Consider the following 14,035-nt stretch of genomic DNA (forward strand, 5'->3'; position numbering starts at 1 on the left):
GGGGCGACGTTAGCGTCGGCGCAAGGGCCGGGGGCCCGTGGGGCACGATGTGGTCGCGGACAGTTCGGATCGTCAGGAACATGCGCTTGGGGAGCAGGCTCTCAAGGAGCAGGCTCTCAAAGGGCAGTCTGCGGGGCTTGCCGGCCCTGCAGGCCAGGCGTGGCTCCTCCCCGACGACGTGCCGGCCGCGCTGCTGGTCTATGACGACGACATGCCGGTGGCCGCCAATGACCGCGCCCGCCAGTTGCTGCGCCTGGGCAGTGAGGCTTCGCTGGCCCAGTTGCGCCACACCCTGGATCCCGACCACTGCCTGGCCGCGATGCTCGAGGCGGCCGGGCCCGAAGGCGCGGCGATGGAATGCCGACTGCACGATGGCACCCGCCTGCGGCTGCGCGTCCAGGGCGTTCCGGTCGCATCGCGGCCGGGACGTCGCGTCGTGGTGCTGGAGGACATCGGTCCGCGCGAGGACAGCGAACGCCAGCTCCAGCGCCGCCTGCTGTTCGAACGCCTGCTCACGGAGGCGTCGGCGGCGCTGATCCGCAGCGATGACGAAGCGCTCGACCTGGTCGTCGTCAACATGCTGGGCTCGATCGGCAGCTTCTTCGGCGTCGACCGGGCCTACGTGTTCCTGATCGACGAGTGCGCGCAGACGCAGAGCAATACCCACGAATGGGTGGCGGCCGGGATTTCCCGCGAGGCGCCCAATCTCCAGGACGTTCCGCTGACGACCTTCCCCTGGCTGCTGCAGCAGCTGCGCGCCGATCGCGTGTTCCGCGTGGAGGACGTGGCGGCCCTGCCGCCGGAGGCCGCGAACGAACGCAGCGAATTCGAGCGCGAGGGCATCCAGTCCCTGCTCGTGGTGCCGCTGTGGACCGGGCTGCGCCTGGACGGCTTCGTCGGCTTCGACGCGGTGCGGCACCGGGTGGAGTGGGGCGAACACTACGTGATCGGCCTGCGGCTGATGACACAGATGATCTCCAACGCGCTGGAGGCCCGGGCCATGTCGCGGCGCCTGCACATGCTCGCCTTCCAGGATCCGCTGACCGGCCTGCCCAACCGCAAGCGGCTCGAGGACGACTTCACGATCGCCTCGCGCGTCGCGGGCGCGGCGCCCGAGCGGATCGTGGTGGCCGTGGTCGACGTGGACAATTTCAAGCAGATCAACGACACCCATGGCCACGCCGTCGGCGACCGCGTGCTGTGCGAGATCGGCCGGCGCCTGCAGGGCGTCATGCGCGAGACCGACACCGTGGCCCGCATCGGCGGCGACGAGTTCGTCGTGGTCGCGCACCGCCTGGACGCGGCCGGCCTGTCGCGCCTGGCCGACCGGCTGCTGACGGCCTGCGCGACGCCGGTGGAAGTCGATGGACTGGAACTGCGCCTGGGCCTGAGCGTGGGCCTGGTCCGCGCGTCCGATGGCGCCGAAGCGCTCGACGGACTGCTGCGCAAGGCGGACCTGGCGATGTACCGGGCCAAGGCGGAAGGCAAGAACCGGTGGGTGGAGAGCCTGGCGGACGAAGTGGACTTCTGAGCCGGCGTCCACGCAGGGGAGGGCAGCCGGAAATCTCCGCGCTGTTCACTACGGCCGGCAGCGGCTAGCCTGTGGCCATGAACGAGGCAACTTCCCCCGTGCGCCTGCTCGTCCACGGCGCATCCGGCCGCATGGGCCAGGCCCTGCTGAGGCTGGCCGCCGAACGCGACGACATCGCCATCGCCGGAGCGGTATCGCGCCGAGTGGAAGCGCGCGTGGTCGACGGCATCCCCCATTTCGCGGCGACCGAGCTGGCGGGCGTTCCGCCGTTCGATGTCGCCATCGACTTCAGCCTGCCCGAAGCGTTCGACGCCATCACGCAGGCCTGCGTGGCCCGTGACGCGGCCCTGGTATCGGGGACGACCGGGCTGTCGCCCGGGCAGCGGCAGGCCCTCGACCAGGCGGCGGGCCGCATCCCGGTGCTGTGGGCCTCCAATTTCAGCCTGGGCGTGGCGGTGCTGCACGAACTGGTGGAGCGGGCCGCAGCGGCGCTGCCCGGCTGGGACTGCGACATCGTCGAGGCGCACCACACGCGCAAGCTGGATGCGCCGTCGGGTACGGCGCTGACCCTGGGGGAAGTCGCCGCGCGCGGCGGCGCCCAGGCCCGGTATGCCTCCCTGCGCGCCGGCGACATCGTGGGGGAGCACACGGTCCAGTTCACCGCGGCCGGCGAGCGCATCGAGCTGATCCACCGCGCCACCAGCCGCGACATCTTCGCGCGCGGGGCCCTGCATGCGGCCGTCCGGCTGCGGGGTCGCCCCGCGGGCCACTACTCGCTGCGGGACCTGCTCGACTGATCCGGGCGCCTCGCCCCCCGGGGCGGGCCGCGAACCTGGGGACGGGGGAAGTGTGAACTGCGACACGGTCGCTTGACCTTCCATCCGCCGACGAACGGAGCGTAGCGCCGGATTTTGACGAAGATCACCTTGCTGGTTCAGCAACTGGTTAGGATGCCCTCGAGATCCAAGGGAAGTGTTGGCATGTCCATCGACGGCGAGTCATTTCCGGCTGGAAGCCGGGACCCGCAATTGCTGCTTGCGGCAATGCAGCGCATCACCCAGGAACAGCTGGGGGCCGCGCTCGAGCGCGTCCTGCGCCGTACCGACGACTACCTGTTCGACAGCAGCAACAGTGGTGGCGGCGGCGCCGAGCTGACGGCGCTGCGTGACCTGCGCCGGGCGCGCGCCCAGATCCAGCAGCGTTTCGACCAGACCGTCGCCACCGGTTTCCGGCGGCTGCAGGAAGCGCCGATGGCGGGCCGGACGATGGATGCTTCCTCCCTCAGCCTGGTCTCGGACGAGGCGCTGGAAGAGCAACTGGCCACCGAGCAGGTCGTCGACAGCCTGAGCAAGGCGTTCGCCCCGGGCCTGGAACTGCTGGACAAGCGCCTGGCCGCACTGACCGAGCGGCCCGTGCTGCATGCCAAGGACAACCCGGCCGGGCCCAAGTTCATCTCCGAATCGATGAGTGGCGCGTTGTCCGCGCTCGAGGTCTCCGCCAACGTCCGCATCGTGCTCTTCAAGTTCCTGGAGCGCGAACTGGCCCCCGTGCTGGGTCCGCTCTACGAGCGACTCAATGCCGGCCTGGCGGGCGCCGGCGTGCTGCCGATGATCAAGCCGACCAAGCGCGCCGAGCCGCTTCCCCAGCAGGCGGCCACCGTGGTCGAAACGCCGGCCGATCCGGCCACCGCCGCCGCGATGGCCGGCGTGGTGGCGGCGCAGGGGGGAATGGCCGGGCCGGGCGACCAGGCCCTGTTCTCGAGCCTCTTGAATCTCCTCCAGACCTGGCGGCAGGCGATGCAGCCGCAGCGGTCGGACGGTGGTGGCGGCGGCGTCGGCGGCGGTGCTGGCGGCCCCAGCATGAGCACGACCGACGTCATGACCGTGCTGTCCCTGCTGCAACGCGAGGCGCCCCCCAGTTTCGAGCCCGCCGCGAGCGGTGAGACCCGGGCCCCGCTGGCCGACCAGATGCGCAACCAGCTCATCGAGGGCGCCCGGCGCCTGGGAATGGGCGAGCGCATGAGCCTGTCGAACGTGGACGAGGATGCCGTGGACCTGGTCGGCATGCTCTTCGACGTGCTGCTGGACGAACGCCATTTCGAACCCGACGTGCGCTCCAAGCTCAACCGGCTGCTGGTGCCCTACATCAAGGTCGCGGTGAAGGACCGCCGCCTGTTCCTCTACAAGGCCCATCCGGCCCGCCGCCTGCTCAACGTCGTGGCCGAAGCCAGCGAGGGCAATCGCGGCGAGAGCGTCCAGGACCGCGAGCTGATGGCGCGCGTGGACACGACCATCGAACGGCTCGTGGTGGAGTTCAACGAAGACATCGCGATCTTCGAGACGCTCGAGCAGGAGCTGCGTTCCTTCATGGAACAGCACCGCAAGCGCATCGAGGTCACCGAACGACGCGCCGCGGAGGCGCAGCGGGGCCGCGAACGCCTGGAGCAGGCGCGCGAGGACGTGTCCGTCGATCTCACCATCGTCCGCCAGATGCGCGACCTGCCGCCGGCGCTGGATGCCTTCGTCGTCCAGTACGCGGCCCACCACCTCACCCAGCTCGTCCTGCGCGAAGGCAAGGATTCGCCGCGCTACGCCGAGGCGATCCGTGCGGTCACCTCGGTCATGGCGATCTACGACCAGGCCGAACTGGGCGTACCGATGGACCGGTTGCCCGCGCTCGACAAGCCGACCATCGAAACCATCCTGGCCAGTTCCGGCCTGCTGGGCGCCACGGCCGACGACGTCGTGGCGACGCTGCAGCGCACGCTCACCCAGATTTCCGCCGGCGACGAGGCCGCGGCCAGCGCCGAGCAACTGCCGGTGTCGCCCGTGCCGCCGCCGCCGCCCGAACCCGCCGCGGCCGAGCCCGACCTGGAACTCATCGCGGGCAATTCCACCCTCGACTTCGATCCGGCGATGGCCGATCGCATGCGGGCGCTGGAAGTGGGCACCTGGATCCAGCTGACCAGCGAAAGCGGTCGCGTGGAGCCGGCCAAGGTGTCGTGGGTCAGCCCGATCTCCTCGCGCCTGCTGTTCGTCAATCGCCGTGGCATCCGCGTGCTGGTCGCCTCGGCCGAGGAGCTGGCGGCGATGGCGCGCCTGGGCCGTGTCCAGCTGCGCGAAGCCGACACCGCCTTCGACGACGCGATGCAGCAGGTGATGGGTCGCCTGAAGTCCAGCGCGCCCCCGGGGGCATCGTTCAACGCCTGAACTCGGCCGTCCCTGGATGCGTCGCCCCTGGATGCGACAGCCGTGGATGTGATCGCCTGGATGCGATCGCCGTGGATGTGAATGCGCGTGCGGGCCTGGCCCGGTCGCAGGCGGCGGGCTTGGAGGCTCGGCGGGGCCGCTTCAGCAGTCTCTGAGTCCGGTCTGGCGGGCCGGTCCTCCTCGGGCGGGCGGCGCTGCGGCCTTCGGGCCGGCGTGGGCCGCGCCATCCCCGTGCCGGCCCCCCTCGACGCGGGTCGCCGTCGGCGCCCATCACTCGGCGCCCATCACATCGACGCTGGTCATCCGACTCGGCCATCGCTACAATTCCCGCTCGCCTGAACCCCTCCCTCGGACCGGTACTCCACCGTGTTCGCGATTTGCTGCAACCTGCGTTCAGCCGGTTGCCCAGCGGCGGGGTCAGTCCCCCCAGCTGCCAAGGCGATCCCCAGTGACCCAACCCGCAATCCTTGCACTCGAAGACGGCACGATCTTCGAGGGCATTTCCGCAGGCGCGCCCGGGCTTTCCGCGGGCGAGGTGGTGTTCAACACCGCCATCACCGGTTATCAGGAAATCCTGACCGACCCGTCCTACGCCCGCCAGATCGTCACCCTGACGTACCCGCATGTCGGCAACACCGGCATGACCGACCAGGACGACGAGGCCACCCAGGTCTGGGCGTCCGGCCTGATCGTCCGCAACGTGCCGCGCCGTCCCAGCAACTGGCGCAGCCAGGTGCCGATGCCCGAATGGCTGATCAAGCGCGGCATCGTCGCCATCTCCGACATCGACACCCGCAAGCTGACGCGCCTGCTGCGCGACAGCGGCGCCCAGAACGGCGCCCTCATGGCCGGGCAGATCGACGTGGCGCAGGCGCTTGCCGCCGCCCGCGCGTTCCCGGGCCTGAAGGGCATGGACCTGGCCAAGGTGGTCAGCACGCCCACGTCCTACGAGTGGCATGACGGCCAGCTGGACCTGGACAACAACGTGTTCGTCCACGCGAACCCGAAGTTCCATGTCGTGGCCTACGACTTCGGCGTCAAGCACAACATCCTGCGCATGCTGGCCGAGCGCGGCTGCCGCGTCAGCGTGGTGCCGGCCCAGACCTCCGCGGCCGACGTGCTGGCGATGAACCCCGATGGCGTGTTCCTCTCCAACGGCCCGGGCGACCCGGAGCCCTGCGATTACGCGATCACCTCGATCCGCGAATTCATCGCGCGCAAGGTGCCGACCTTCGGCATCTGCCTGGGTCATCAGCTGCTGGGCCTGGCCGCAGGCGCCAGGACGCAGAAGATGAAGTTCGGCCACCACGGCGCGAACCATCCGGTCCAGACCCTCGACGGCGGACGGGTGATGATCACCTCGCAGAACCACGGTTTCGCGGTCGACGAGGCCACGCTGCCGGCCAACGTGCGGGTCACGCACCGCTCGCTGTTCGACGGCAGCAACCAGGGCATCGAACTGACCGATGCGCCGGCCTTCAGCTTCCAGGGACACCCGGAAGCCAGTCCCGGCCCGCATGACGTCGGCCCGTTGTTCGATCGCTTCATCGATTCGATGCAGCAGGCGAAGTGACCGCGGTGGCCGCCAAGCCGGCCCGTGGACGCCGTCTGCGGCGTCTGTTGGCCGTGCTGGCCGTCGCCGGCGCCTATCCGGCGCTCGTGCTGGGCGGCACCTACTGGTACTTCTTCCAGGCTGAATTTCCCGGTGGCCGCAACGGACCGGCGGATGCCTACCGCCATTCCCTGGCCAGCGCGATCGTGGCGTACACGCTCTCGCCGCGCTGCGTGGACTGGGTGACGACGCTGATGGAACGCGACGGGGAAGGCCATCCCTCGCGCGCCATGGATGCGCACAACAACCGGCTCGGCGCGCGCATCGGCGCGACCGCCCGCAGCTGGAACGAGATGCAGCAGGCCGTGCTTGCTGCGGTGAACCAAGGCGCGATCGATGCCCGATCGCCCGACCAGATCACCTGGCTCGCGCCTGGCGCGTGGCAGGAACGACTTTACTGAGGACGCCATGCCCAAGCGCACCGACATACAGACCGTCATGATCATCGGCGCCGGCCCGATCGTGATCGGCCAAGCCTGCGAATTCGACTACTCCGGCGCGCAGGCCTGCAAGGCCCTGCGCGACGAGGGCTACCGCGTGGTCCTGGTCAACTCGAACCCGGCCACGATCATGACCGACCCGAACATGGCCGATGCCGTGTACATCGAGCCGATCAACTGGCAGACGGTCGAGAAGATCATCGCCAAGGAAAAGCCCGATGCGCTGCTGCCGACCATGGGCGGCCAGACCGCGCTGAACTGCGCGCTCGACCTGGCCGACAACGGCGTGCTGGAGAAGTACGGCGTCGAGTTGATCGGCGCGTCCCGCGAAGCCATCCGCATGGCCGAGGACCGCGAGCTGTTCCGCATCGCGATGAAGGAAATCGGCCTGGATTGCCCCAAGGCGGAGGTCGCCCGGAATTTCGACCAGGCCGTCGAGATCCAGGCCAAGGTCGGCTATCCGACCATCATCCGTCCGTCCTTCACGCTCGGCGGCACCGGCGGCGGCATCGCCTACAACCGCGAGGAGTTCGAGGAAATCGCCAAGCGCGGCCTGGAGCTCTCGCCCGTGCACGAGATCCTGGTCGAGGAATCGGTGCTGGGCTGGAAGGAATTCGAGATGGAGGTCGTCCGCGACCGGGCGGACAACTGCATCATCGTCTGCTCGATCGAGAACTTCGACGCCATGGGCGTGCACACCGGTGACTCGATCACCGTGGCGCCGGCGCAGACGCTCACCGACAAGGAATACCAGCGCCTGCGCGACGCCTCGATCGCGGTGCTGCGCAAGATCGGCGTCGATACCGGCGGCTCGAACGTGCAGTTCGGCGTCAACGCCACCAACGGCCGCGTGGTCGTGATCGAGATGAACCCGCGCGTGTCGCGCTCCTCGGCGCTGGCCTCCAAGGCCACGGGCTTCCCCATCGCCAAGGTGGCCGCCAAGCTCGCGGTGGGCTACACGCTGGACGAACTGCGCAACGAGATCACCGGCGGCAAGACCCCGGCCTCGTTCGAGCCGACGATCGACTACGTCGTCACCAAGATCCCGCGCTTCGCCTTCGAGAAGTTCCCGCAGGCCGATGCCCGCCTGACCACCCAGATGAAGTCGGTGGGCGAGGTGATGGCGATGGGCCGCACGTTCCACGAATCGCTGCAGAAGGCGCTGCGCGGACTGGAGACGGGCAAGGTCGGCCTGGACCCCACCGGCCTGGACCTGGCCAGCGAGGTCGACATGGCGACGCTGCGGCGCGAACTGAAGGAGCCGGGCCCGGAACGCATGTTCCACATCGGCGACGCCTTCCGCGCCGGCATGAGCGTGGAGGACGTCCACGCGCTGTCCTTCGTCGATCCCTGGTTCCTTGACCAGATCGAGGAGATCATCGCCGCCGAGAAGGACCTGGCCGCCGCCGGCCTGGGCTCGCTCGACGCGCGCCGCATGCGTGCGCTCAAGCGCATGGGCTTCTCCGACGCGCGCCTGGCGCAGCTGTGCGACACCGACGAGACCGCCATCCGCATGCTGCGCCGCGCACTGAAGGTGCGTCCGGTCTACAAGCGCGTGGATTCCTGCGCGGCGGAGTTCGCCACCAGCACGGCGTACCTGTACTCGACCTACGAGGACGAGTGCGAGGCGATGCCGACCGACCGCAACAAGATCATGGTCCTGGGCGGCGGCCCCAACCGCATCGGCCCAGGGCATCGAGTTCGACTACTGCTGCGTGCACGCCGCGCTCGCCCTGCGCGAGGACGGCTATGAAACCATCATGGTCAACTGCAACCCGGAAACCGTGTCGACCGACTACGACACCTCCGACCGCCTGTACTTCGAGCCGCTGACGCTCGAGGACGTGCTCGAGATCTGCGACCTGGAGAAGCCCAAGGGCGTGATCGTGCAGTACGGCGGCCAGACGCCGCTGAAGCTGGCGCGCGCGCTGGAGGCCAACGGCGTCCCGGTCATCGGCACCTCGCCCGATTCGATCGACCTGGCCGAGGACCGCGAGCGCTTCCAGAAGCTGGTGCAGGACCTGGGCCTGGCGCAGCCGCTCAACCGCACCGCGCGCAACCCGGAAGAGGCCCTGCTGCTGGCCTCGCAGATCGGCTATCCGCTGGTCGTGCGGCCCAGCTACGTGCTGGGCGGGCGGGCGATGGAAGTGGTGCATTCCGATGCCGACCTCACGCGTTACATCCGCGATGCGGTGAAGGTGTCCAACGACTCGCCGGTGCTGCTCGACCGCTTCCTCGACAATGCCGTGGAAGTGGATGTCGACGTCATCGCCGACAAGGACGGCAACGTCCTCATCGGCGGCGTCATGGAGCACATCGAGGAGGCCGGCGTGCACTCGGGCGACTCGTCCTGCTCGCTTCCGCCGTACTCGCTCACCCCCCGAGGTGCAGGAGAAGCTGCGCGTGCAGGTCGTCGCGCTGGCCAAGGCCCTGAACGTGGTCGGCCTGATGAACACGCAGTTCGCGATCACCTTCGACGAGGCCGGGCGCGACACCGTCTACCTGATCGAGGTCAACCCGCGCGCCTCGCGCACCGTGCCCTTCGTGTCCAAGGCCACCGGCATGCCGCTGGCGAAGATCGCCGCCCGCTGCATGGTCGGCCAGACGCTGGCCGAACAGGGCGCGACGAAGGAAATCATCCCGGACTACTACTCGGTCAAGGAAGCGATCTTCCCGTTCGCCAAGTTCCAGGGCGTGGATCCGATCCTCGGCCCGGAGATGCGTTCCACCGGGGAGGTGATGGGCGTGGGCCGCAACTTCGGCGCCGCCATGGCGCGGGCGCAGGAGGCCGGTGGCATCCGCGCGCTGCCCGAGTCCGGCAAGGTCTTCATTTCCGTCCGAGACCCGGACAAGACCCGCGTGCTTTCCGTGGCGCAGGACCTGGTCAAGCGCGGCTACACGCTGGTCGCAACCGGCGGCACGCATGCCTTCCTGACCGCCAATGGCCTGGCCTGCGAGCGCATCAACAAGGTCGCCGAAGGGCGGCCGCACGTGGTCGACCTGATCAAGAACGGCGAGATCGTCTACATCGTCAACACCACCGAAGGCCGCCAGGCGATCAACGACTCGTTCTCGATCCGGCGCGAAGCGCTGCAGCAGCGCCTGACCTACTCGACCACCGTGTCGGGCGCGCGGGCGCTGGTGAATTCACTGGATTACCGCGGCACTGGCCCGGTGTGGTCGCTGCAGGAGCTGCACGCGGGCGCCGGCGGCAACACGTGACATCGCGGCGCGGGCGCCCTGGCGGGCCCGCGCCACACTCGAAAGGGCTGGCGCATCGCGCCGGCCCGCCAAAGCCTTCCGCCCGCACCGGGGGTGGGAGAGAATCGGTCCATTCAAGGACAGCCATCCATCCGGGACGGCACGAGGAATACGAATGCGAGCACCCATCACCCTGCAGGGCGCCCAGCGCCTGCGCGCGGAACTCGAAGAACTCAAGTCGGTCAAGCGGCCGGCGGTCATCCATGCGATCGCCGAAGCGCGCGCGCATGGCGATCTCAAGGAAAACGCCGAATACCACGCCGCGCGCGAACAGCAGGGCTTCATCGAAGGCCGCATCAAGCAGCTGGAAGGCGAGCTCTCGCACGCGCAGATCATCGACATCTCCTCGCTCAACGCCGGTTCGCGCGTGGTGTTCGGCGCGAAGGTCGAACTTGCCGACGTGGACACCGATGAACAGCGTTCCTACCAGATCGTCGGCGACCTGGAAGCCGACCTCAAGCTGGGCCTGATCGCGATCTCCTCGCCGGTGGCGCGCGCGCTGATCGGCAAGAACGAAGGCGACAGCGTCACCATCGAGGCGCCCGGCGGTACCCGCGAGTACGAGATCGTCGGCGTCAGTTACCCCGGCTGACATGAAGTCCGCGACCCTGCTGCTGCCCGACCGCGCCCGCTTCGGCGCGCAGCGCCTCGCACCCGGGATCGCCAGGGCGGTGGGGCAGGGTGACCGGATCGCACTGGCAGGCGAACAGCGTGCGCGCGTGTTCGACATCCTGCCGCGTGGCTGGCCGGTCGCCGCGGTCACCCGCCAGCGCGACGCAGGCGACGCCTCGCTGGGCGCATGGCTGCGCGCCGACCCGGCCCACGTGCGTCCGGACATCAACGGCGCGCGCCTGCTGGCCTACGGGTCGGCGCTGGAGCTGAGCATGGAGGACTGCCAGGCGCTGCTGCGCCCGTTGCAGCCCCTGTTCGGGGACACCGGGTTTCCGATCGATGCGCCGACGCCGTCGCGCTGGTACCTGCGGCTGCCGCGGGGAGCGAAGCTGCCCGCGTTCACCGAGCCCGAAGCGGCGCTTGGCTCGGATCTGTTCGAGCACCTGCCAGAAGGGCCGGAGGGCCGCCGGTGGCGGGCACTGCTGAGCGAGGCGCAGGTCACCCTGCACAATCATCCGGTCAACGCGCGGCGGATCGCGGCCGGCCTGGCGCCGGTGAATTCGCTCTGGTTCTGGGGCGCGAGCGCGTCGCCGGATCACGTGCGCACCGGTTTCGAGGCGATCCACAGCGAGGACGATGCCTTCCACGCTTTCGCCTTCGCCGCCGGCCTGCCGGCGCAGAGCCTGCCGGCGCGCTGGCCCGCGCAGGAGGGCGCCGGGGCGAGCGCATTCGACCTGCGCCACGTGCGCGACCTGGCTGCGCTGCAGGCCGACTGGATCGACCCGATGCTGCGGTCGATGCAGGCGGGCGGCTTGCGGGCGCTGACGCTGGATTTCGAGGATGGCATCGGCGTCGCGCTGCGGCCTGGTCAGCGCTGGCGGTTCTGGCGCCGCCCGGTCGGAAGCCTGTCCGCATGAGTCCGCAGCCCAGGCTGCGCCGCCGCGAAATGTCGGACGGCGGCGAATGGCCGGCGCAGTTTCCGCCGCTGCTGGCGCGCCTGTATGCGGCGCGCGGCGCCGTCACCCTCGACACCGCCCAACCCCGCCTGGCCCAGTTGCTGCCGCCGGACACCCTGAGCGGCCTGGCCGCGGCCAGGCGCCTGCTGGCAGATGCCATCGAGCAGGACCAGCACATCGTGGTGGTCGGCGACTTCGACTGCGACGGCGCCACGGCGTGCGCGGTCGGCGTGCGCGGCCTGCGCCTGCTGGGTGCGCGCCACGTGTCGTACGCCGTGCCCAACCGCATGGTGCATGGTTATGGCCTGTCGCCACTGCTGGTGGACGAACTGGCGGCGCTCAAGCCCGATCTGCTGGTGACCGTCGACCACGGCATCGCCTGCCATGCCGGCATCGCGGCCGCGAAGAAACATGGCTGGAAGGTGCTGGTCACCGACCATCACCTGCCCGGCGACGCGCTGCCACCGGCCGACGCGATCGTGGACCCCAACCAGCCCGGGGACCTGTTCCCCAGCAAGGTGCTCGCCGGGGTCGGCGTGATGTTCTACGTGCTGCTCGCGCTGCGGCGGCAGCTGCGCGAGGACGGCCGCTTCCCCGCGGCCGTGCCGGACCTGTCGCAGCTGCTCGACCTCGTCGCCGTCGGCACGGTCGCCGACCTCGTTCCGCTGGACACCAACAACCGTGCCCTGGTGGGCGCGGGCCTGCGGCGCCTGCGCGCGGGGCAGGGCTGCGCCGGCCTGCGGGCGCTGGTCGAGGTCGCGCAGCGCGACGCCTCGCGGCTGACGGCGGCCGACATCGGCTACGCGATCGGACCCCGCCTGAACGCGGCCGGCCGGCTGGAGGACATGGCGCTGGGCATCGAATGCCTGCTCACCGACGACCTCGCCCGTGCGCGGGACATCGCCGCCACCCTCAACGAGATCAACGGCGAGCGCCGCGCCGTCCAGCAGCAGATGACCGACGAGGCCGAGCACGCGCTGTCGCGCGTCGCCCCGGCCGATGGACAGGTCCCGGCGGCGGTGTGCCTGTTCGACGCGGAGTGGCATCCCGGCGTGGTCGGGCTGGTGGCGTCGAAGATGAAGGAGCGATTGCACCGGCCGGTGATTGCGTTCGCCCCGGCGGAGCCAGGCAGCGGGCTGCTGCGCGGCTCGGCGCGCTCGGTGCCCGGCTTCCACATCCGCGACGCCCTGGCCGCCGTCGACGCGCGGCACCCGCAGCTGATCGAACGCTTCGGCGGCCATGCCATGGCGGCCGGGCTGTCGCTGCGGATCGAATCCTTCCCTGCGTTCGCCGCGGCCTTCGTGCAGTGCGCGGCCTCGTTGCTGACCGCGGAGCTGCTGCAGGCCGAAGTGCTCAGCGACGGCGAGCTGCAGGCCGGCCAGTTCGACCGCGCCACCGCCGAAGCGCTGCGCGATGCCGGGCCCTAGGGGCAGGGCTTCCCCGAACCCCAGTTCGATGGCGAATTCGATGTACTTGGATGGCGACCCGTCGGCGAGCGCCACCTCAAGCTGGAGCTTGGCCTCGCGGGGCTTCGGCTCAATGCCATCCATTTCGGTGGCTGGGCGGGTGAACCGCCGCCCGTCCGGGTGCGGATCGCCTACCGGCTGGATCCGGACGACTACCGGGGCGGCAATGCGGTGCAGCTCGTGGTGGTCCATCGCGAGGCCTGTGATGGCCCACGGACCAATTGACACCGGATCAACAAAAGCGCACATAGGCTGAATCTCGACCTGGAGCCCCCGCCATGAGCCTGACCGTCACCCTCGAGCTGTCCGAGAAGGACATCGCCCACTTCAACCGCGCGGCCGAAAAGGCCCGGACCATGGCCGAGGGCATGTCCAACGAGGAGGTCGCCAGCGGCGCGGTCGTGCTGCTGGTGAAGGCGCAGCAGATGGAGGACGTGCCCGAGTTCGTGAAGCAGCGGCTGATCGTCCTCGACACCCTGGTCGCGATGATCCGCGACGAGGGTTGGGCGCTGTCCGGGGAAGACGCCGAGCACGTGCGTTCGGCCCTGATGTATTTCTCGGTCGCCGGCGACGCCATCCCGGACCACATCCCGGTGCTGGGCCTGCTCGACGACGCGATCATGATCGAGTTGTGCGCCCGGGAACTGCAGCACGAACTGGAGGCGTACGACGATTTCTGCGAGTACCGCCAGCGTGAAACCGAACGCCGTGGCCTGGCCCCGGAATCGGTCGGCCGGGCGGACTGGCTGGATGCCCGCCGCGATGAACTGCAGGAGCGCATGCGCCGCCGTCGCAGCCGCGACGGGAATTCGGGCTTCGGCAAGGGCTATGGCAGCAGCAGTGGCTATGCCAGCAGTCGCGCCGGCTACACGAGCGGATGCTGGCGCCCGGGCATGTTCAAGTTCGGCTGACCGGCACGCCGCGCAAGCCGTGGGCCCTGGGGGTTTG

General features: G+C 69.7%; 8 protein-coding genes and 2 pseudogenes. All 10 read left to right on the top strand.

Annotated elements, in window-relative coordinates:
* The first annotated feature begins 178 nt into the window (after positions 1-178).
* The 10 genes and pseudogenes from I8J32_RS12345 to I8J32_RS12390 all read left to right on the top strand — a co-directional run bounded on the left by I8J32_RS12345 (position 179) and on the right by I8J32_RS12390 (position 13,998).
* Positions 179-1,531: a GGDEF domain-containing protein gene (locus I8J32_RS12345; protein ID WP_200612596.1), complete on the top strand. Its 1,353-nt coding sequence runs from the start codon at positions 179-181 to the stop codon at positions 1,529-1,531.
* Between the two features lie 77 nt (positions 1,532-1,608).
* On the top strand, positions 1,609-2,328 hold the full coding sequence (gene dapB / locus I8J32_RS12350; RefSeq protein ID WP_200612599.1) for a 4-hydroxy-tetrahydrodipicolinate reductase: 720 nt from the start codon (positions 1,609-1,611) through the stop codon (positions 2,326-2,328).
* 183 nt (positions 2,329-2,511) lie between these two features.
* Positions 2,512-4,740: a DUF1631 family protein gene (locus I8J32_RS12355; protein WP_207526595.1), complete on the top strand. Its 2,229-nt coding sequence runs from the start codon at positions 2,512-2,514 to the stop codon at positions 4,738-4,740.
* A gap of 448 nt (positions 4,741-5,188) precedes the next feature.
* Complete coding sequence (carA, locus tag I8J32_RS12360) at positions 5,189-6,313, top strand: glutamine-hydrolyzing carbamoyl-phosphate synthase small subunit (RefSeq protein ID WP_200612604.1); 1,125 nt, start codon at positions 5,189-5,191, stop codon at positions 6,311-6,313.
* A 35-nt stretch (positions 6,314-6,348) separates the two neighbouring features.
* The gene (locus I8J32_RS12365) at positions 6,349-6,753 is read left to right on the top strand and encodes a DUF6973 domain-containing protein (protein WP_407061027.1); all 405 of its coding nucleotides are present in this window, start codon (positions 6,349-6,351) and stop codon (positions 6,751-6,753) included.
* A 7-nt stretch (positions 6,754-6,760) separates the two neighbouring features.
* Positions 6,761-10,014, top strand: a pseudogene (carB, locus tag I8J32_RS12370) (carbamoyl-phosphate synthase large subunit).
* 154 nt (positions 10,015-10,168) lie between these two features.
* Complete coding sequence (greA, locus tag I8J32_RS12375) at positions 10,169-10,645, top strand: transcription elongation factor GreA (RefSeq protein ID WP_200612613.1); 477 nt, start codon at positions 10,169-10,171, stop codon at positions 10,643-10,645.
* A 1-nt stretch (position 10,646) separates the two neighbouring features.
* Entirely contained in the window at positions 10,647-11,582 is a 936-nt protein-coding gene (locus tag I8J32_RS12380) for a phosphoglycerate mutase (protein WP_200612616.1), read from the top strand.
* A pseudogene (gene recJ / locus I8J32_RS12385) lies at positions 11,579-13,312 on the top strand (single-stranded-DNA-specific exonuclease RecJ). Before I8J32_RS12380 ends, recJ begins: the two are co-directional and overlap by 4 nt.
* Before the next feature lie 53 nt (positions 13,313-13,365).
* A complete protein-coding gene (locus I8J32_RS12390; protein ID WP_200612622.1) occupies positions 13,366-13,998 on the top strand; it encodes a YkvA family protein in 633 nt (210 codons plus the stop codon).
* Positions 13,999-14,035: the final 37 nt, after the last annotated feature.

It is taken from the genome of Lysobacter solisilvae (assembly GCF_016613535.2).
Classification (GTDB): domain Bacteria; phylum Pseudomonadota; class Gammaproteobacteria; order Xanthomonadales; family Xanthomonadaceae; genus Agrilutibacter; species Agrilutibacter solisilvae.

Coding starts and splice junctions, on each gene's coding strand:
- greA (WP_200612613.1), top strand. CDS start 10,169: ATGCGAGCACCCATCACCCTGCAGGGCGCCCAGCGCCTGCGCGCGGAA.
- I8J32_RS12355 (WP_207526595.1), top strand. CDS start 2,512: ATGTCCATCGACGGCGAGTCATTTCCGGCTGGAAGCCGGGACCCGCAA.
- I8J32_RS12390 (WP_200612622.1), top strand. CDS start 13,366: ATGAGCCTGACCGTCACCCTCGAGCTGTCCGAGAAGGACATCGCCCAC.
- dapB (WP_200612599.1), top strand. CDS start 1,609: ATGAACGAGGCAACTTCCCCCGTGCGCCTGCTCGTCCACGGCGCATCC.
- I8J32_RS12380 (WP_200612616.1), top strand. CDS start 10,647: ATGAAGTCCGCGACCCTGCTGCTGCCCGACCGCGCCCGCTTCGGCGCG.